17 protein-coding genes are annotated in these 17,402 nt (G+C 72.0%); 6 read left to right on the top strand and 11 right to left on the bottom strand.

Annotated features, from left to right (window positions below; translation table 11 throughout):
- Nucleotides 1-50: 50 nt before the first annotated feature.
- The 3 genes from ACWCWD_RS16395 to ACWCWD_RS16385 all read right to left on the bottom strand — a co-directional run bounded on the left by ACWCWD_RS16395 (nucleotide 51) and on the right by ACWCWD_RS16385 (nucleotide 5,522).
- Nucleotides 51-1,220: an acyl-CoA dehydrogenase family protein gene (locus ACWCWD_RS16395; RefSeq protein WP_450773482.1), complete on the bottom strand. Its 1,170-nt coding sequence runs from the start codon at nucleotides 1,218-1,220 to the stop codon at nucleotides 51-53.
- Between the two features lie 739 nt (nucleotides 1,221-1,959).
- Complete coding sequence (locus ACWCWD_RS16390) at nucleotides 1,960-3,711, bottom strand: hypothetical protein (RefSeq protein WP_450773480.1); 1,752 nt, start codon at nucleotides 3,709-3,711, stop codon at nucleotides 1,960-1,962.
- The gene (locus ACWCWD_RS16385) at nucleotides 3,651-5,522 is read right to left on the bottom strand and encodes a flavin-containing monooxygenase (RefSeq protein ID WP_450773478.1); all 1,872 of its coding nucleotides are present in this window, start codon (nucleotides 5,520-5,522) and stop codon (nucleotides 3,651-3,653) included. Before ACWCWD_RS16385 ends, ACWCWD_RS16390 begins: the two co-directional genes overlap by 61 nt.
- 579 nt (nucleotides 5,523-6,101) lie before the next feature.
- Here ACWCWD_RS16385 and ACWCWD_RS16380 point away from each other — a divergent pair.
- Both ACWCWD_RS16380 and ACWCWD_RS16375 read left to right on the top strand, forming a co-directional pair.
- On the top strand, nucleotides 6,102-6,365 hold the full coding sequence (locus tag ACWCWD_RS16380; protein ID WP_450773477.1) for a hypothetical protein: 264 nt from the start codon (nucleotides 6,102-6,104) through the stop codon (nucleotides 6,363-6,365).
- Between the two features lie 121 nt (nucleotides 6,366-6,486).
- A complete protein-coding gene (locus tag ACWCWD_RS16375; protein ID WP_450773475.1) occupies nucleotides 6,487-7,275 on the top strand; it encodes a hypothetical protein in 789 nt (262 codons plus the stop codon).
- An 85-nt stretch (nucleotides 7,276-7,360) separates the two neighbouring features.
- Here the strand turns inward: ACWCWD_RS16375 and ACWCWD_RS16370 are convergent, their stop codons facing one another.
- Together ACWCWD_RS16370 and ACWCWD_RS16365 are read right to left on the bottom strand one after the other, a co-directional pair.
- The gene (locus tag ACWCWD_RS16370; RefSeq protein WP_450773473.1) at nucleotides 7,361-7,972 is read right to left on the bottom strand and encodes a Dps family protein; all 612 of its coding nucleotides are present in this window, start codon (nucleotides 7,970-7,972) and stop codon (nucleotides 7,361-7,363) included.
- A gap of 192 nt (nucleotides 7,973-8,164) precedes the next feature.
- Nucleotides 8,165-8,335: a hypothetical protein gene (locus ACWCWD_RS16365; protein WP_327174161.1), complete on the bottom strand. Its 171-nt coding sequence runs from the start codon at nucleotides 8,333-8,335 to the stop codon at nucleotides 8,165-8,167.
- 337 nt (nucleotides 8,336-8,672) lie between these two features.
- Here ACWCWD_RS16365 and ACWCWD_RS16360 point away from each other — a divergent pair, with 337 nt between their 5' ends.
- Nucleotides 8,673-10,490 carry an SLC13 family permease gene (locus ACWCWD_RS16360; protein WP_450773471.1) on the top strand — a complete coding sequence of 606 codons (1,818 nt, stop codon included), beginning with the start codon at nucleotides 8,673-8,675 and terminating at the stop codon, nucleotides 10,488-10,490.
- Nucleotides 10,491-10,515: 25 nt separating this feature from the next.
- Here the strand turns inward: ACWCWD_RS16360 and ACWCWD_RS16355 are convergent, their stop codons facing one another.
- A complete protein-coding gene (locus ACWCWD_RS16355; RefSeq protein ID WP_450773470.1) occupies nucleotides 10,516-10,896 on the bottom strand; it encodes a DUF4267 domain-containing protein in 381 nt (126 codons plus the stop codon).
- Between the two features lie 111 nt (nucleotides 10,897-11,007).
- Here ACWCWD_RS16355 and ACWCWD_RS16350 point away from each other — a divergent pair, with 111 nt between their 5' ends.
- Together ACWCWD_RS16350 and ACWCWD_RS16345 are read left to right on the top strand one after the other, a co-directional pair.
- Nucleotides 11,008-11,598 carry a TetR/AcrR family transcriptional regulator gene (locus ACWCWD_RS16350; RefSeq protein ID WP_450773469.1) on the top strand — a complete coding sequence of 197 codons (591 nt, stop codon included), beginning with the start codon at nucleotides 11,008-11,010 and terminating at the stop codon, nucleotides 11,596-11,598.
- Between the two features lie 28 nt (nucleotides 11,599-11,626).
- Nucleotides 11,627-11,809 (top strand): hypothetical protein, encoded by a 183-nt coding sequence (locus tag ACWCWD_RS16345; RefSeq protein ID WP_450773468.1) that lies wholly within the window; start codon nucleotides 11,627-11,629, stop codon nucleotides 11,807-11,809.
- Between the two features lie 73 nt (nucleotides 11,810-11,882).
- On the opposite strand, the gene ACWCWD_RS16340 is transcribed toward ACWCWD_RS16345, so the two are convergent.
- Nucleotides 11,883-12,443: a DNA polymerase ligase N-terminal domain-containing protein gene (locus ACWCWD_RS16340; RefSeq protein ID WP_450773466.1), complete on the bottom strand. Its 561-nt coding sequence runs from the start codon at nucleotides 12,441-12,443 to the stop codon at nucleotides 11,883-11,885.
- A 129-nt stretch (nucleotides 12,444-12,572) separates the two neighbouring features.
- On the opposite strand from ACWCWD_RS16340, the gene ACWCWD_RS16335 reads away from it, so the two are divergent.
- Entirely contained in the window at nucleotides 12,573-13,565 is a 993-nt protein-coding gene (locus ACWCWD_RS16335; protein ID WP_450773464.1) for an aldo/keto reductase, read from the top strand.
- 33 nt (nucleotides 13,566-13,598) lie between these two features.
- Here the strand turns inward: ACWCWD_RS16335 and ACWCWD_RS16330 are convergent, their stop codons facing one another.
- From ACWCWD_RS16330 to ACWCWD_RS16315, 4 genes are all read right to left on the bottom strand, one after another.
- On the bottom strand, nucleotides 13,599-14,855 hold the full coding sequence (locus ACWCWD_RS16330; RefSeq protein ID WP_450773624.1) for a protein kinase domain-containing protein: 1,257 nt from the start codon (nucleotides 14,853-14,855) through the stop codon (nucleotides 13,599-13,601).
- 362 nt (nucleotides 14,856-15,217) lie between these two features.
- The gene (locus ACWCWD_RS16325; protein WP_390964450.1) at nucleotides 15,218-15,700 is read right to left on the bottom strand and encodes an Lrp/AsnC family transcriptional regulator; all 483 of its coding nucleotides are present in this window, start codon (nucleotides 15,698-15,700) and stop codon (nucleotides 15,218-15,220) included.
- Nucleotides 15,701-15,842: 142 nt separating this feature from the next.
- Complete coding sequence (locus ACWCWD_RS16320; protein ID WP_450773462.1) at nucleotides 15,843-16,883, bottom strand: NAD(P)-dependent alcohol dehydrogenase; 1,041 nt, start codon at nucleotides 16,881-16,883, stop codon at nucleotides 15,843-15,845.
- Nucleotides 16,884-16,927: 44 nt separating this feature from the next.
- Complete coding sequence (locus ACWCWD_RS16315) at nucleotides 16,928-17,338, bottom strand: (R)-mandelonitrile lyase (protein WP_450773460.1); 411 nt, start codon at nucleotides 17,336-17,338, stop codon at nucleotides 16,928-16,930.
- Nucleotides 17,339-17,402 lie beyond the last annotated feature (64 nt).

The following is a 17,402-nucleotide window of genomic DNA, read 5'->3' as shown; positions in this document are numbered from 1 at the left end:
CGTGGGGGCCGGAGGATGCGGAGGATGCGGGGTACGAAAGACGCGTCGGCTCAGTCACGCGGAGCTCCCGCCGCGAGAGCGGAGGCGCCGACGATCTGCAGGGAGGCGTCCTCGCCCGGTGCGTGCACCCCGACGGACTGGATGTCGCGGAAGTGCCGCTCCAGCGGATTGCCCTGGGCGAGACCGGGGTTGCCGAGCAGGCGCACCGCGGTCTGAACCGCGCTGGTGACATGGCGCACGACCAGCACCTTCGACGCCAGGGCGTCGGCACCCGACACGGGAAGGCCCCGGTCCACCCGGTCGGCCGTCGCGAAGATCAGCTGCTCGGCGGTGGAGAGCAGGGTCTCGATCTCGCCGGCGGCCTGACGGAAGCGGTCCGTCGTGGCCAGCGGACGGCCGAGACCGGAGGGCACCCGCTCGTGGCCCCAGGTGGTCGTGAAGTCCTGCGCGGCCCGCGCCACCCCCAGGTAGAGGGAGGACGAGAGCAGCATCGTGATGCTGCCGGGCAGTGTGCCGGGTGCCGGCGGGGTACCGGGGTGCTCCAGCTCGTGCACGTACTCCGCGGGAATCTCGACGTCCCGGAACTCCACCTCGTGGCTGCCCGTCGCGCGCATTCCCAACTGGAACCAGGTGGGCACGATGTCGATGCCGGGCGTGTCCCCGGGGACGATGAAGTTGCCCAACCTGGGCGAGGGTTCGTCGGTCACCGCCCAGACCAGGAAGTAACTGAGGCCCTCCGCACCGGTGACGAAGCGCTTGCGCCCGTTGATCGACCATCCGTTCGCCGTTCGCCGTGCGACGGTCGTCGGAAGGCCGTGGGTGGATGATCCCAAGTCCGGTTCCGCGCGGGCATGGTTGAGCAGTGTCGGACGCTCGGCGGACTCCGCCAGTACCCGGGCGTAGAGCTCCTCGGGCCACGGACTCCGGGTCTGGAGGAGGTGCGGGACGATGGTCATGCCGGCGATGAGCGCCGTCGACGGATCGCCACGTCCCACCGCCAGCAGGATCTTCGCGACCTCGGTGAAGGTCGCCCCGGAGCCGCCGTAGCGGGCATCCACTCCAGCAGTCAACAGCCCCGTCTCATGCAGTAGTTGGATCGGTTTGTGGGGAAAGGCCCCGGTGCGGTCGTACTCGGCGGCGGTGGCCGCGAGCGAGGCGGTCACCTCGTCCAGTCGGCCGAGGTCGGCGGGTATCGGCCGGCTCTCGGTGGCGGAGCTCATCGGCCCTCCAGCGCGGCGGAGAAGGTGAGTTCGGAGGCCATGGGTGCTTCCTAGGTCTTGGGTCGGGCAGTTGTCCGGCCACGTGGGGCGGCGCGGCGGGCAAGGGTGTGCGGTGCTCCGGGCCGCGCGCTACCGCCGGGCCGCGAAGGACCCGGGTGTACGGCGGTCATGGGGGGCCGAAGGTTGTGGCGGGGAAGGGCGCGCGAAGGCGCGCGGCCGTGCGGAGGGGGTGGTGTTCACCGGAGTCCGGCAGGACCCGCGCGTCGACTCAGCGACAGCTGGTCGACCAGACCTTTCCGAAGTCCACGACTCGGCACTGGGTCAGACGGGGCGTCAGGTGATCGCTGAGTCCGTGGTGGCATGCGGCAGCGCCTGCCGGGTACCGGCTGGACTCCCTCACCATCTCAGGCCTGAACATGGCACTGAGCATGCAGGAAAGGGGCACTCTGCGTCCAATGCCGAATACTGATCGGGATCGATCGCGTCTGCTTATCGGTGCGCCGCGAGGGGGGAGCCGGCGCTGCCGCCGGGGCCGTACGGTGATTCTCCCCGTGCCGCACCGCCTGGCAACGCTCTTCCGGAACGACGGAACGACGGAACGACGGAACGACGGAACGACGGAACGACGGAACGACGGCTCAGCGACGCGACGGGAACGGAGGCCGCGGTGGGAGAGTGCCCCGGAGAGCCCGCCGGGAGTCCTGGCGCGGAGGACTTCCGGCGGGCTCTCCCCGCTTCCTCACTGTGCGGCGTCCGCCGCCTCCTCGTCGGGCCCCGCGGGCGTGAGGCGCCACACGGTCCCTTCCTCGTTGGCCGACAGCAGCAGGGCGCCCGAGGGGTCCGCGGCGAGTCCGGCGAACGACCTCGGAATTCCGGGCATCCCGTGGGAGAACAGCGCCCGAGGCGCCCCCGGGACGTCCAAGGACGGTACGACCGGCAGGTCTTCGGCGTCCGTCCGGGTCTCCCCGGTCGCGAGCGAGACGGCGACCAGCCGTCGCGTGCCCGTCTCGACCGTGAAGACCTCGGCCCCGAGGACCGCCAGTCCCTGGGGCCGGTCGAGACCGTCCGCGAGGACGCGCGGGCCGTCCTCGTCGACGCGGAGGACGGCACCGAGTGCCTCGTCGCTCACGTAGCAGGTGCCGTCCGCGTCCAGGGCCACGTCGACCGGCCCCGGGAGTCCTCCGACGAGCACGCCCACGACGTCGTTCTCGTCGATCGTCAGGATCCGGCCACGGTCCGCCTCGACGACGAACAGCGGACCGTCCCGGTGCGCGGCGATCCCCAGCGGCCTGGCCAGACCGGTGGCCCGGACCCGGGTGGTACCCGCCCCGGGGTCGTGGGTGGCGACCTCCCCGTACTGCGAGGTGGTGTGCAGCAGCGTGCCGTCGGACGTGATGCCGTGGGCGAACGTGCGCAGCACCGTCGAGGCGTCGGCAGCCGTCCGTGGTTCGGCGCCTTTCCGCGTCGGTCCCTCTGGCGCGGTCAGCCGGTAGTGGTCCGCCGTGAAGACCGTGCTCCCCAGGCCCGTCACCCCGTACGGGCCGACCAGTCCCCGTCTGACGACGTCGCGGGTCCGGCCGTCCGGGTGCAGTTCGCTGACACCGCCACCGGCGTAGCTGGAGACGAACATGCGGTTCTCCGCGTCGAACGCCGCGTTGTCGAGCCCCACCAGGCCGGAGGTGACGACCGAGCGGGATCCCTTTCCGTGGAGGTCGATACGGGTGACGAAGCCGGCCACGCCCCGGGAGAGCACGTGCAGGACGCCGCCCCGGTCGAAGCGGACCGCGACCGGCTCGTGCACCTCCCGCGCGACCCTCTCGGCCACGCCCCCGTCGGGCGGAACCCGCCAGACCTCGCCGGTCATCATGTGCGGGTAGTAGAGGCAGCCGTCCGGCCCGGCCTGCATCGCGTTGCCCATGGCCAGGCCTTCCGCGAGGACCACCGGCTCCCGGCCGTCAGGGAAGAGCTCGAGCAGCCGGCCGCCCATTCTCATCTCGTTGACGAAGAGGCGGTCGCCGACGCAGGTGATGCCGTTGGGGAGCATCACCTGGTCCGAGACGACGGAGTACGCGCCGAGCGGGCTGCGGCGCCAGACGATGCCGGGCACCAGATCGGCGACGTACATCGATCCGTCGGCCCCGAAGGCGAGGTCGTCCGGGGACCGCACCGGGCAGTCCTCCGGTGTCACCACGTCGGTGTCGCCGCTCGCGAGGTCCACCGCGCTGATCGTGCCCAGCAGGTACTGGGCGACGTACAGCCGTCCGTCCGGACCGAACGCGACACCGTTCGAACCACGCAGCGGATTGGGGTCGTTGAGCCGTTCGGCCCGTCGGCGGTGCCGATCGGGCGGCTTCGGCCCGGCCGCGCGCCGCCGATGGTCCCCGGGCGTGCCCGCCGCCGGCTCGGCACCGCTGCCGGTGCGTCGCTCCGTCACGCCCGGTCCCGCCCGGCCTCGGCCAGCACCTCGTCCAGGCCGTCGCCCTCGCGCCATTCCCGCAGGAGCGAGTGGAACGCGACCGGCCCGTCCCCGAAGGACTGCCCGCGCTTCCTCGGGTCGCCCTCGTTGTTGTAGTAGCCGGGGGTGCACTCCGCCTGGAAGGCGTGCAGATCCGCCGCCTTCTCCCGGATGGTGGCGACCCAGGCGCTCTCCGCCTCCGCCGAGGGCTCCACGTACGCGGCCCGGCGGTCGCGTGCGGCGGCGACGACCGCGGCCACGTGGCTCGCCTGTTCGTCCAGCACGTGCGTGAAGTTGACGGAACTGGCGTTCTGCAGCGGGCCGAGCTGGAAGAGGTTCGGGAAGCCGTGGCTGTAGAAGCCGTGCAGGGTCCTGGGGCCCTGCTGCCAGGCCTCCTTCAGGGTGATCCCGCCCCGGCCCGTGACCGGCAGGCTGCCCGTGAGGACGCCGGAGGCGCCGACCTGGAACCCGGTGGAGAAGATGACGCAGTCGACCTCGTAGGCGGTCCCGCCGGCCACGACGGCGTTCTCGGTGATCTCCTCCACGCCGTGGCTGTCCGCGGTGTCGACCAGGGTGACGTTGGGGCGGTTGAACGTCTGCAGATAGTGATCGCTGAAGGTGGGGCGCTTGCACATGTAGCGGTACCACGGCTTGAGCAGCTCGGCGGTCCGCGGGTCGTCCACCACCGACTCCACGCGTGCGCGGATCTCGTCCATCTTCCGGAAGTCGGCGAGCTCGTACGCCTGTTCGCGCTCCTCGCTCGACAGGTCCTGGTAGCCGTCGCTCGGGATCAGCTTCTGCTGCAGGCGCGCGGTGCTGGTCCAGCCGTCGTTCACCAGATCCTCGTCCACCTGCCCGCCGGTGACGAGCGAGAGGAAGTTCTCCCGGCGACGGTGCTGCCAGCCGGGCTCCAGCGCGGCGGCCCACGCCGGGTCGGTGGGGCGGTTGCCACGGACGTCGACGGAGGAGGGGGTGCGCTGGAACACGTACAAGTGCTCCGCGTCCGCGCCGAGATGGGGCACGCACTGGATGGCGGTGGCGCCCGTGCCGACGAGGGCGACACGTTTGTCCGCGAGCGCGCTCAGACCGCCGTCCGCGCTGCCGCCGGTGTAGGCGTAGTCCCACCGGCTGGTGTGGAACGTGTGCCCCGCGAACTTCTCGATCCCCGGGATGCCGGGGAGCTTCGCCTCGCTCAACGTGCCCTGGGCCGTGACCACGTACCGTGCGAGCATCCGGTCTCCGCGATCGGTGTCGACGAGCCACGCGGACTCCTCCTCGATCCAGCGCAGGCCGGTGACGCTCGTCCGGAAGAGCGCGTCGCGGTAGAGGCCGAAGGTCCGGCCGATCGCCCGTGCGTGCTGGCGGATCTCCTCGCCCGGCGCGTACCTCCAGCGGGGGACGTAACCGACCTCCTCCAACAGAGGCAGGTAGATGTACGACTCGATGTCGCAGTGGATTCCCGGGTAGCGGTTCCAGTACCAGGTGCCGCCGAAGTCCGCGCCGCGTTCGATCACCCGGATCGAACCGACGCCCGCCTGGCGGAGGCGGGCCCCCGCGAGGAGTCCGCCGAAGCCGCCGCCGACGATCGCCACGTCGACGGTGTCGTGGTGCGGCTCGCGTACGAAGTCCCCTTGCGCGTAGGGGTCTTCCTGGTAGTAGCCGAAGCTTCCGGTGGTCGGCCGGTACTGCTGTGCGCCGTCGGTCCTGATCCGCCGCTCGCGCTCGGCCCGGTAGCGGGCCCGGATCCGGTCGAGGTCGAGGTCGAGCGCGGGGTCGGGGCCGGGCTCGTGCGACCTCTTGCCGGAGGGGCCGGAGGAGGGTGTCGCGGGGGAATGGGGGGAGGACATGCGTTCTCCTTGCGTTGTTCGGATGCTTGTCGGCGGGACGACGCGGTCCGGCCGGTGCGCACCGGCTCCGCCGCCGGATTCCCGTACGACTCCGGTGGGCGGGGTGTGTGCGTCACGGGCGGGCCGGACGGCAGCCGCCCGCTCCGCCGGAAGGGAAGGGCCTACGGGTCTCCCGTAGGCCCACGCGCCCCCTGCCGGGCCTCGCCGGGCGTCTTCTCCGCGCGTCGAGGCCGACGTGCCGCCGGAGCGGAACCTGGCCGCGGGGCAGACCCGGCCCAGGGCGGGGGTCGTCCATGACGAGACTCCTCGCGTGGGGTGGGGGAGCGACGGAGCGGTGCGATGAGGCATATGCATAATACATGCGATGTGTGTAATGCACGAGGATGATCGGCTCTTCAACTTCCTTGCGGAGCGGGCGAACCGGGATGTGATGGGCCGATCAGGGGCGGGGTGCGCGCATGTGGATCAAGGCCGCCATCCGTTCAGGTATATACCCTCCCCTACGGCTTTCGGGTGTGTTCGAAAAGGGTGATTATGCGGTGAAAGCACCACTCGTTACGACCCACAAAGGGAGTACACATGCTTCGCCGTATCGCGATCACGGTGGCCACCGTCGCCGCTGCCGGGCTGATGGCCGCAGGTCCTGCCGCAGCTCACGACAACGACAAGGGCGGTGAGTCCGTCGAGGTCGCCGCGGGCTACTTCCAGGCCGAGGCCTCTCGTGAGAGCGCCGAGTACCTCAACCTCGGTGGCCCGTACGGAATCACGTACGCCAACGAGGAGCACGAGGCCGCCTCGCTCGAGGGCGGCTTCCTCTGGGCTCAGTACCTGAACAACAACTGACCCGTTCCGCCTGGTGCGGGGCCCGCTTCCCTGACGGGGGCGGGCCCCGTCCGCGTTCACGGGGAGGTCGTAAGCTGGGCGGCAGCCCGGATCGGGCGGCCCGGCGGGCAAAGGGGGAGCCGTGGGGAATGACCGTGTGCTGGGTTCGCTGCGCCGTATCGGCCTGGCCGTCTGGCCCGGCCTGCCCCGGCCGGTCGGCGGTCCGGTCGGCGGGCCGGCGGACGGGGGAGCCCGGGGCCGGGCACGCTCGCGGGACCGGGAGCGTCTGGTCAGGGCGGAGTGGGAGGCCCTCCGCGCCCGGCTTGCCCCGGCGGCGGCCGAACACGTCGCACGGGTGGGGGAGCTGCTCGCGGACCCGCGCCTGGAGTTCACTCCCGAGTCCGGAGAGGGCGGAGTGCGCCGGGACTACCTCCTGGCCACCGACGCCTATCAGGCCGCCGGCAAACTTCTGGACGAGGCGGCGGACCTGCCCGACCTCGCCGCCGCGGTGGTCCTCGCCGACCGCGCGCTGGAGCTGTTCGCCGCCGCGCGGGCCCGCCATCTGGGGCAGCGCCCCCGCGTGCCACGGCCGCGCTGCTTCTACAACCCACTGCACGGGCCGGCTGCCGAACCGCCCCGGGATCAACGGGGCCGGAAGGGGCGGCGGGTCGTCGCACGGGAGGCCGCCGCCGCCCGCCGCCCCGCCTGCGAACCCTGCCGGCTGGCCCTGTTGGCGGGGGAGACCCCCGACGTGCTGCCCGCCCTGTGGACGGCCCGGGACCAGCGCGGCAGGCCGGTGACCCTGCTGGTGCCCTACTACGCGCTGCCCCGCCAGGCGTCCATCTGGGCGGGCACGGCCTGCGGTTCGTACGATCCGGAGGCGTCCGGCAGGGTCCTGCGCGGGGAGCACCGGACCCGCCCCACCGACTGACCGCCGGGCCGCTGCCGGGGCCCGCCCGCCCGCGGCCGGCCGGTGAGTGTCGGGCCGGTGAGCGCCCTGCCGGTGAGTGTCCGGCCTACTTCGTGGTGCGCCGGGCGTTCGCCGTCTTGCGCGCCGGGGCGCGCTTCGTGGTGCCGGTGCTGCGGGCGGCCTGCTTCTCGGTGGCCTTGCCTCCGGTGCTGAGCGTGCCGGAGCTGGTTTCGAGGTGGGCGCGGACGAACCACTGGAACTGCTCCAGGCCGCGCAGATGCTCGATCAGGAGGTCCTCGGTGACCGGGTCGATGGCACCCACCCGTTCCACCGCCTTCCGGTGGCTCTCGATGATGCCGGTGTAGACGAGGTCCAGGGCGGCGAGATGGGCGATCGCGTCGGCCCGGCCGATGCTGTAGTCGTCCCAGGTGCGCTCGGCCACGAGGACACCCGGCGTGCCCTGCGGCTCGCCCCCGAGGGCCGAGATGCGCTCGGCCGCAGAGTCCGCCATCTCGCGTACGGCGACGGTCTGCGGATCGAGCATCTCGTGGACCGCGATGAAGTGCGGGCCCACCACGTTCCAGTGGATGTGCTTGAGGGTGAGGGCCAGGTCGTTGAGCGCGTGCAGACGCAGCTTCAGCGCGTCGATCACCGCGGCCCCCTCCTTGGTGGAGAGGCCGGGGACGGTGTACTGGGGGGTGGGGGTCTTGGGGGGCATGTCGCTCCTGCTCGTGGGAATGGCCGGACAACGCCTAGTCCTGCCCCCGCCTGCCCGGCCCCCACTCCCGTGACCGTGCCGTGCCACTGGATTGGTCCCGCATCAGGTCCGGTCGGCTCACCGGACCCTTCACCGGCCGGCGGTACATGGTCGCGGAGGAGCCGGAGCGGTCTGGCCGGCGCCGGGTGACGCTCAACGCCGGCGGGCGGACCAGCCGGCGCCTATCCCCGCCACGTGCAGGGCGAGGGCGAGCAGGCCGAGCAGCATGACGTTGCCGGACGAGAAGACATCGTTCGTGGTGATGTCCGCGGCGTTGATCAGGAAGGAGATGAAGAACAGGACCGCTGCGACGATGGCGAGCATGGAAGGGTTCCTCTCGGATGGAGACGGCCGCATGGGGCCGTCTCCGCGGAATCCCGCCGCTTCCTGGGCGGGACATGACATCCAGTACCCCCGAACACAGCGCTCAGACGGGCTGCTTCACCCTTCGTGCCACGGTGGATCGGCCGGAGGGGTGTCCGGCCGGTCGAGGCGGGACGGGCCGCGTCGGGTGTCCGGCCTCGGTCCGCTGGACACCGCCCCGCACCCCGGTCGCCCGCCCGCGCCGCGCGGACCAGGTCGCGTGCCGCCGGTCGGTGCGAGGGAGGAACCTTGTGCAGTACGTTCGCCTCGTGACCGATTTCAACTGGTTCATCAGTCGATGAGTGATTCCTCCCTGGTGCTGCTGGTACTGGCGGCCGTGATCGTGCTGTTCTCGCTGAACCGCCTGCCCGTCGAAGCGGTCGCCCTCGGTTCCGCGCTGGCCCTCGTGGGCATCGGAGTGCTGACGCCGGCCCAGATCTTCTCCGGTTTCGGCGACCCGGTGGTGGGTTTCGTGGCGGCGCTGTTCGTGGTCAGCGCCGGTCTCGAAGTGACCGGGGTGACCGCCAGGGCGGGACAGGTCCTCGCGGCCCGTACCGGGAAGAGCCGCTGGCGGCTGGTCGCGCTGACCCTGGTCTCCGTCGCCGGCCTGTCGGCGCTGATCACGATGAACGGCGCGGTCGCCGCGCTGCTGCCGGTGGTGGTGATGCTGGCGGTCCGGGTGGGCATGCCACCGTCCAAACTGGTGATGCCGCTGGCGTTCGCCGCGCACGCCGGGTCGATGCTGGTACTGACCGGGACCCCGATCAACGTGCTGGTGTCCGACGCGGCGAAGGAGGTGACCGGCCGGGGTTTCGGCTTCTTCTCCTTCCTCTGGGTGGGCGTCCCGCTGGTCGCCGGGACGGTCGCGGCGGCCGTCTTCCTCGGCGACCGGCTGCTCCCCTCCCGTCGCCCGGCCGCACTCCCGCCGGACCTGAGCAACCACACCCTCACCCTCGTCGCCCACTACGGTCTCGGCGACAATCTCGGCGGTCTCGTGGTGCCCCCACGGGCGCCGTGCGTCGGTTCGACGTATCCCTCGCTCGGCACCGGGGGCGGCGGCCTCGTCGTGCTCGGGGCGCTGCGCGGGGACTCGGAGGACCACGAGCTGCGCAGCACCGACGAGCTCGCCCCGGGCGACCAGGTCGTGGTCCGGGGAACACCCGAGGAGCTGAACGCTTTCGCGGAGCTCCACGGGCTGGTGCCGCAACGGGCCCGGCTGGGTGAACAGCGGGCCGGTGCGCTCGTCAACCGGGAGGTCGGGCTGGCGGAGGTGCTGATCTCGCCGCGCTCGTCACTGGTCGGCGCGCGCGTCTTCCCCGGCCTGCTGACGGAGGCCCAGGACATCGTGGTGCTCGCCGTGCACCGGGACGGACAGAACGCCGACCCCGGCACCGTCACGCTGCGCGCGGGCGACACCCTTCTGCTGCACGGGTCCTGGCCCGCGCTCAGCGGCACCGCGTCGGTCTACTCCGACGACCTGCTGCTGGTCGACTCCCCGGCGGCGGTCCGCCGCCAGAACACCCCTGTGGGACCCGCCGGACGGCGGGCTCTCGCCGTGATGACCGCGATGGTGATCCTGCTCGCCTCCGGGCTGGTCTCCCCGGCCGTCGCCGCCCTGATCGCAGCCGTGGCGATGATCCTTCTCAAGGTCGTCTCGGTGCACGAGGCGTACGGGGGCATCTCCTGGCCGACCGTGGTGATGGTCGGAGCGATGTTCCCGCTCTCCACCGCGATCATGAAGTCCGGCGCCGCCGACTCCGTCGCCCGGCTCATCGTGGACATCGCCGGTAGCAGCCAGTACGCGCTGCTGGCCGGCCTCTTCCTCGTCACGGTCGTGCTCGGACAGTTCGTCAGCAACACCGCCACCGCGCTGATCGTCATCCCGATCGCGACCGTCGCCGCCCGTGACGTGGGGGTTTCCGTGCTCCCCGTCCTCATGGTGGTCGCCGTGGCCGCCGCCGCCGCGATGCTGACTCCGGTGGCCACGGCGGCCAACCTCATGGTGTACGAACCCGGGGGCTACCGCTTCGGCGACTACTGGCGCTTCGGCCTGCCCGTCGTCCTCTGGTTCCTGGTGGTGGCGCTGACGGTGGTGCCCCGGGTCTGGCCGCTGTGAGACGGACCCGGCCGGTGGTCGTCGGTCAGGCGGCGACGAGGAGGAGAGCGCCGGCCGCCAGCATCACCGTGGCGGTCGCGCCGTGGACACCGTAGGCGGCCGACTTCGGCCCGCCGGCGCGCAGCACGATCGACGCGTCGCCCACGGGTATGCAGGCGGCGGCCAGCATGAACCAGCCCAGCAACCGGGTCGGGCCGGCGGCCAGCAGGATGAAGAGGAAGAGCGCGCAGGCCAGGTCGCGCACGGCCTTGACGGTCAGCCAGGCCTGGAAGCTCGGGCTCTCGGCCGGGGTGCCGGGGATGCCGAACCCGACCGAGCCCCGCGGCGCCACGATCCCGAGAACACCGATGAGGACGATGCCCGCGCCGATCAGTCCGGCGAGCACGTAGGCGATGGTGGTGAGCATGGATGGTTCCCCCTCGGCGGCGGCCGCTGACCCGATGTCTAGCGGCGCTAGCTGTTGTGTCGACGATAGAGATATCTTCGGCAGAATGTCTAGCGTTGCTAGAATGTCTTCATGTCCGTCACCAGCGAGCGCCGTGAGCGCGAACGAGTCCAACGCCACCGGCTGATCGTCACAGCGGCCCGCGAACTTGCCGAGGCCGAAGGGTGGGAGGCGGTGACCACGCGCAGACTCGCCGAGCGCGTCGAGTACAGCCAGCCCGTGCTCTACAGCCACTTCAGCGGCAAGGAGGCCATCGTTCGCGCCGTCGCGCTCGACGGCTTCGACGAGCTCACCGCTCACCTGCACCGCGCCCGGACGGCCGATCCCGGGCCTCGGTCCTCCCTGCGTGCCCTCTGCCACGCCTATCTGGAGTTCGCCGCCGAACGGCCCGCTCTCTACCGGGCCATGTTCGTCATGCCGACCGACGTGAAATTCGCCCACGCCGAAACCCCGCCCCAACTGCGCTCCACCTTCGCCGAGTTCGTCAGCTGCTTCGGCCCCGGCAACGCGCTGCGCGAACTCTCCGCCGAAGTCGTCTGGAGCGCTCTGCACGGCATGGCCGTCCTGTCGGACAGCGGACGCATCCCCGTGGACATCCAGGAGGTGCGCCTGGATTTCCTCGTCGACCGGTTCGCCGACACTCCCGCTCCTGACACGGTCTAGAAGTCGCACCGGCCGGTTCCCTGCGTCGGTGCCCGAGCCGCTGGACGAGCTCAGCCGGCATGCCGTGAGCATGCGGGTGTGGCCCCTCCCCGACGGTGATCGCCGGCTCGCGCCGGCGGTCGGCCAGGCCGACAAGGAACTGCCGCTCATCCTGTTCGCCGCGATCGGCCGGGCTTCCGCACTCGACTTGAACGCGATCAGCCGGTCATGAGCAGAGCCGGACGATGCGCACGCGGCTGAGACGGCGCCGAGGCGTGCGTGGTTGCCGGGCCGCCGGACAGCCTTCAGTCCTGGTGGGCCTCGGCGGCCGAGACCTGGTGCAGGGTCCGCCCGGTCCGGGCGGAGCGCGCGTGGTACGGGTCGGGGGTGCCCGGCCGGTCCCGTACCGCCTGCTCGTCCTTGGCCTTGATCAGCAGCCACGCCTCCTGGCCGTGCCCGTCCGGCTCCTCGCCCGTACGGAACCTGATCAGCGCGAACTCGCCCCGGAGCTTCTCGCCGACGAGCCGGAACGTGGCGTGGCCGCGCTCCAGGGACTCCGTGAACGGCACCCGGGCCCCGTGCTCGTCGTGGCCGAGAGGTACGTAGGTGCCCTGGTCCCAGACGATGACGGTGCCGCTGCCGTACTCTCCCGGCGGGATCACCCCTTCGAACTCGCGGTACTCCAGTGCGTGGTCCTCGGTGGGGACCGCCAGCCGCCGGTCGCTGGGGTTGTCCGAGGGGCCCTGCGGCACCGCCCAGGACCGCAGTACGCCGTCGACCTCCAGCCGGAAGTCGAAGTGCATGCGCCGTGCCGCGTGGATCTGCACGACGAAGCGCGGCAGCGGGGTCGCGGATTCGTTCTGCATGCCGGGCTCCCTCCGTCGTCCCCGGGGCGGGCCGTTCCGCTCCTCCCTCCACTGTGCGGCCCCACCCGGACGGCCGCATGGCGGGCGGTACCCCCGTACCGGATCGGCCGGCCCGGGCGGCGCAATAACATGATCTCCATGGAACAGCGCACTCTCGGCAGGACCGGCCGTGACGTATCGGTCGTCGGACAGGGAACATGGCAGCTCGGAGCGGACTGGGGCGAGGTGGGCGAGCAGGAAGCCTTCGGCGTACTCGACGCGGCCGTCGAATCGGGCGTCACCTTCTTCGACACCGCGGACGTCTACGGCGACGGCCGCAGCGAACAGCTCATCGGCCGCTATCTCAAGGACCGGCCGGACGCCGGCGTCTTCGTCGCCACCAAGATGGGGCGCCGCGAGGCCCAGGTACCGGAGAACTACGTACTGGACAACTTCCGCGCCTGGAACGACCGTTCGCGCGCCAACCTGGGCGTCGACACCCTGGACCTGGTCCAGCTCCACTGCCCGCCCACCAGCGTCTACGCGACCGACGCCGTCTTCGACGCGCTCGACACCCTCGTCGCCGAGCAGCGGATCGCCGCCTACGGGGTCAGCGTCGAAACCTGCGAGGAGGCGCTCACCGCGATCGCCCGCCCCGGCGTGGCGAGCGTGCAGATCATCCTGAACCCGTTCCGGCTGAAGCCGCTGGAGAAGGTCCTCCCGGCCGCCCTCGCCGCCGGTGTGGGCATCATCGCCCGGGTCCCGCTCGCCTCCGGCCTGCTCTCCGGCCGGTACACGGCCGAGACCGTCTTCGCTCCCGAGGACCACCGGACGTACAACCGCCACGGCGAGGCGTTCGACCAGGGCGAGACCTTCTCCGGCATCGACTACGCGACCGGGATCGAGGCCGCCGCCGAGTTCTCCGGCTTCGCACCCGAGGGCGCCACTCCCGCCCAGACCGCGCTGCGCTGGATCATCCAGCAGCCCGGCGTCACCACCGTCATTCCGGGAGCACGGTCCGTGGACCAGGCCCGCGCCAACGCCGCTGCCGCAGCGCTCGCCCCCCTGCCGCAGCCGACCCTGGACGCGGTGCGCGACCTCTACGACCGCCGCATCCGCGCGAGCGTGCACGACCGCTGGTAGTCCACGGGCACCCGGTGGGGAGCGGGGCGACGCTCAGTCGTCGTCCCCGTCCCCGCCGCCCTGCCCGTCCTCGTTGCCCTGCCCGTCCCCGTAGCCGGAATCCTGCTGTCCGCCGCTCCGGGCGTCGGACGCGGTGGGGGCGGGGGAACCCTCGCCCTGCGGGGTGACGCCCTGCGAGGCGCCGGGCCCCGGGGGTACGGCGGAGCCGGAGTCGGGCGCGAAGATCACCGTGCCCAGATAGACGGCCACCACGAACGCGATCGAACCCGCCACCGCGCTGGCGACCCGGGGGCGCCGCCGGATGGCCTCGCTCGCGGCGAGCCTGCGGCCGCCGGATCTCGCCGTACCCCGGCCCGCGGCCCGGCTGCCGGAGCGGCTCCCCGCCCGCGGCGTCGCCCGGTTCACCGGCGGCGCGGCCCGTCGCCGTCCCCCGGACGCCCCGGTCCGGTGCCCCGGACCGCCCGAGTCCACGGAAGTGACCGCCGACGCCGCGGAGCGCGACCCGCCCGCCGCCCTCGGCGGCTCACCGCGTCCGCGCCATGCCGCCGTACGGAACCAGTCGGCCGCCTCCTGCGCGGTGGGCCGCTCCTCGGGCTTCTTGGCGAGCAGGCTCAGGAGATACGCGTCGAAGGCCGGCGAGATGTCGACGCCCTGGTCCCGCAGCGGTACGGGCGGAGTGTCGACGTGCTGGTACAGCGTGGCGGCGGCGGTGTCCGAGCGGAACGGCGGGCGGCCGAGCAGCAGGTGGTAGATGACGCAGCCCAGGGAGTACATGTCGGAGTCGGCACCCGCCGTCCGGCCGAGCGCCCGCTCCGGTGCCAGATACAGGCTCGTCCCCACGATCTGGCCGGCCGTCGTGAGAGCCGTCGACGGATCGTCGACGAACTGGGCTATCCCGAAGTCGCCGATCTTCACGGAGCCCTCGTCGTCCAGCATGAGGTTGCCCGGCTTGATGTCGCGGTGCACCACACCCTGCCGGTGGGCGGCGGCGAGCCCGGCCGCCGCGTCGCCCGCGATCCGCGCGACCTGCTCGGGGTGGACACTCTCCTGCGCCGACAGCAGATCGCCGAGACTGCGCCCCTCGACCAGCTCCATCACGAGATAGAGGCGGTCCTCCCAGGTACCGAAGTCGAAGACCGCCACCAGGTGCGGGTGACTCAGCCGGGCGGCCGTCTGCGCCTCCAGCCGGAAACGTGCGGTGGAAGAGGAGTCGGCCCGGTCCCCCAGCAGCAGCTTGACGGCGACGGCACGGCCGAGGACCTCGTCCGTCGCCCGCCACACCTCGCCCATGCCACCACGACCGATGGGGGACACCAACCGGTACCGATCAGCTACCAGCACCTGTACACCTATCTCGAATTGTGGCCCGTTGCGTCAGCCGGGGCGACGCACGGGTCGTGCTCACGAGGAGCGGGACGGGGCGGGGCTCGCGGCGATGATCAGGATATCTGTCCGGTGGACCCGATGTTACGGCCGGTCAGTTCCGGTACCTCTCCGGGCACCCGGCCGCGGCGCGATGCACGGGGGCGCGGCACCCCCGACAGCGCCTTGGGCGGCAAGTGAACGGCGTGCGGCGTACGTTCGCCGTGCGGGCGGCCCAACGCCCGGTGCGCCGCCGGGCGGTCCGGGGCCGCGCACCGGTGGGGCGGCGCTCAGCCGCGTACCGCGGCCGCCCGGCCCAGCGCCTCCACCAGCGGCAGCACCCGGTGCGGCACCCGCTCGCGCAGCGCCACCTCGGTCCGCGTCCGCACCACGCCGGGCAGCTGGATGAGCCGCTGGATCACGTCTTCCAGGTGGCCGTTGTCACGCGCCACGACCCGGGTCAGCAGGTCCCCGCCGCCGGTGGTCGAGAACGCCTCGATGATCTCCGGAACCTCCGCCAGAGCGTCCCCCACCTCGTCCAGGTGCCCCTGGGTGACTTCCAGGTGGACGAAGGCGAGCACGGGATGGCCCAGGGCCGCGGGGGAGAGGACGGGGCCGCTGCCGGTGATCACGCCGTCCCGCTCCAGCCGGTCCATCCGGGCCTGGAGCGTGCCCCGGGCCACGCCCAGGATGCGGGCGTGCTCCCGCGCGCTGGTACGCGGCTGCTCGATGAGGAGCCGCAGGATACGGGTGTCGAGAGCGTCCACCGCCATGGTGCGTCTGCCTTATCGGAGGGTGGGTACGGTGCCCCGAGCCTATCCCGGCCCGCCCGGCAGGTCTGAGCCGTACGGCCCGGGAAACCGTGAAGCGCTGAGCCGATGGCACAGCGCTTCACGGTCGGACGGTGTCCGTGGATCAGGCGAGGGTGGCGGTGTCGATGACGAAGCGGTAGCGGACGTCGGAGGCGAGGACGCGCGCGTAGGCCTCGTTGACCTGGTCGGCGGAGATCACCTCGATCTCGCTGCCGATCCGGTGCTCGGCGCAGAAGTCGAGCATCTCCTGGGTCAGGGCGATGCCGCCGATCATGGAACCCGTGAGGTTGCGCCGGCCGCTGCCGAGGAGGAACCCGCTCACCGTGAAGGGGCCCGGGGCCGCGCCGACGTTGGCCAGGGTGCCGTCGAGGGTCAGCAGGCCGAGGTAGGCGTCGATGTCGAGATCGGCGCTGACGGTGTTGACGATGAGGTCGAACCGGCCGGCCAGCACGGAGAAGGTCTCCGGGTCGGAGGTCGCGTAATAGTGGTCCGCGCCCAGCCGCAGCCCGTCCTCCTGCTTCTTCAGCGACTGCGACAGCACCGTGACCTCGGCACCCAGGGCGTGCGCGATCTTGACCGCCATGTGCCCGAGACCGCCGAGACCCACGACGGCGACCTTCTTGCCCGGTCCGGCGCCCCAGCGGCGCAGCGGGGCGTAGGTGGTGATGCCCGCGCACAGCAGCGGAGCGGCGGCGGCCGGGTCCAGGCCCCCGGGCACCGACAGTACGTAGTCGGCGTCCACGACGACGTGGGTGGAGTAGCCGCCCTGGGTCGTGGAACCGTCGCGGTCGGTTCCCGCGTAGGTGGGAACCATGCCCTCCCGGCAGTGCTGCTCCTCGCCGGCCAGGCAGTTCGGGCACTCGCCGCAGGAACCGACCATGCAGCCGACGCCCACGCGGTCACCGACCCGGTGGCGGGTGACCCCGGCGCCGGCCTCGACCACCGTGCCGACGATCTCGTGACCGGGAACGACGGGGTAGGGCTGGGGGCCCCAGTCGCCGTTGACGGTGTGGATGTCGGAGTGGCAGACACCGGCGTACTGGATGGCGATGAGTACGTCGTTGGTGCCGACGGCACGGCGCTCGATGGTGGTGGGCACCAGCGGCTCCCCCACGGAGGGGGCGGCGTAGGCGTTGACGAGCATGGGGGGATTCCTTGTCCTGCGGTGGCGGTCGAGTCGGGCGGGTGTCAGCCGGCCGCCGGGGTGGCGGTGTACTCCTCGTCGGTGACGGGGGTCAGCCAGTGCACGACGGCGTGGTCGGCGTCGCCCTCGTTGATCGCCACGTGGACCATCAGCCGGTCGGGTGCGGCGCCGTGCCAGTGTTCCTCGCCCGCCTCGAACAGTACGCGGTCGCCCGGCCGGATGATCTCGACGGGTCCGCCCCGGCGCTGGCACAGGCCGACGCCCTCGGTGACGAAGACGGTCTGGCCCAGCGGGTGGCGGTGCCAGTGCGTGCGGGCGCCGGGCATGAAGTGCACCAGGTTCGCGGTGACCCGGGACGGCGCGGGCGCCGCCGCCACGGCGTCGATGTAGACGTCACCGGTGAACCATTCGGCGGGCCCCTTGGCCGTGGTGATCGAGCTCCGGGTGATCTGCATGATCGTTCCCTCTTCCTTGTGGCCTGGACGTGCGTGTTCTGGGTTCGGTGGTCGTGTGGCGGGC

It is taken from the genome of Streptomyces sp. NPDC001493 (assembly GCF_053597235.1).
This window is presented reverse-complemented; position numbering and strand designations above follow the sequence as displayed.

Coding starts and splice junctions, on each gene's coding strand:
- ACWCWD_RS16395 (WP_450773482.1), bottom strand. CDS start 1,220: ATGAGCTCCGCCACCGAGAGCCGGCCGATACCCGCCGACCTCGGCCGA.
- ACWCWD_RS16390 (WP_450773480.1), bottom strand. CDS start 3,711: ATGGCGCGAGGGCGACGGCCTGGACGAGGTGCTGGCCGAGGCCGGGCG.
- ACWCWD_RS16385 (WP_450773478.1), bottom strand. CDS start 5,522: ATGTCCTCCCCCCATTCCCCCGCGACACCCTCCTCCGGCCCCTCCGGC.
- ACWCWD_RS16380 (WP_450773477.1), top strand. CDS start 6,102: ATGCTTCGCCGTATCGCGATCACGGTGGCCACCGTCGCCGCTGCCGGG.
- ACWCWD_RS16370 (WP_450773473.1), bottom strand. CDS start 7,972: ATGCCCCCCAAGACCCCCACCCCCCAGTACACCGTCCCCGGCCTCTCC.
- ACWCWD_RS16365 (WP_327174161.1), bottom strand. CDS start 8,335: ATGCTCGCCATCGTCGCAGCGGTCCTGTTCTTCATCTCCTTCCTGATC.
- ACWCWD_RS16360 (WP_450773471.1), top strand. CDS start 8,673: ATGAGTGATTCCTCCCTGGTGCTGCTGGTACTGGCGGCCGTGATCGTG.
- ACWCWD_RS16355 (WP_450773470.1), bottom strand. CDS start 10,896: ATGCTCACCACCATCGCCTACGTGCTCGCCGGACTGATCGGCGCGGGC.
- ACWCWD_RS16350 (WP_450773469.1), top strand. CDS start 11,008: ATGTCCGTCACCAGCGAGCGCCGTGAGCGCGAACGAGTCCAACGCCAC.
- ACWCWD_RS16340 (WP_450773466.1), bottom strand. CDS start 12,443: ATGCAGAACGAATCCGCGACCCCGCTGCCGCGCTTCGTCGTGCAGATC.
- ACWCWD_RS16335 (WP_450773464.1), top strand. CDS start 12,573: ATGATCTCCATGGAACAGCGCACTCTCGGCAGGACCGGCCGTGACGTA.
- ACWCWD_RS16330 (WP_450773624.1), bottom strand. CDS start 14,855: ATGGGCGAGGTGTGGCGGGCGACGGACGAGGTCCTCGGCCGTGCCGTC.
- ACWCWD_RS16325 (WP_390964450.1), bottom strand. CDS start 15,700: ATGGCGGTGGACGCTCTCGACACCCGTATCCTGCGGCTCCTCATCGAG.
- ACWCWD_RS16320 (WP_450773462.1), bottom strand. CDS start 16,883: ATGCTCGTCAACGCCTACGCCGCCCCCTCCGTGGGGGAGCCGCTGGTG.
- ACWCWD_RS16315 (WP_450773460.1), bottom strand. CDS start 17,338: ATGCAGATCACCCGGAGCTCGATCACCACGGCCAAGGGGCCCGCCGAA.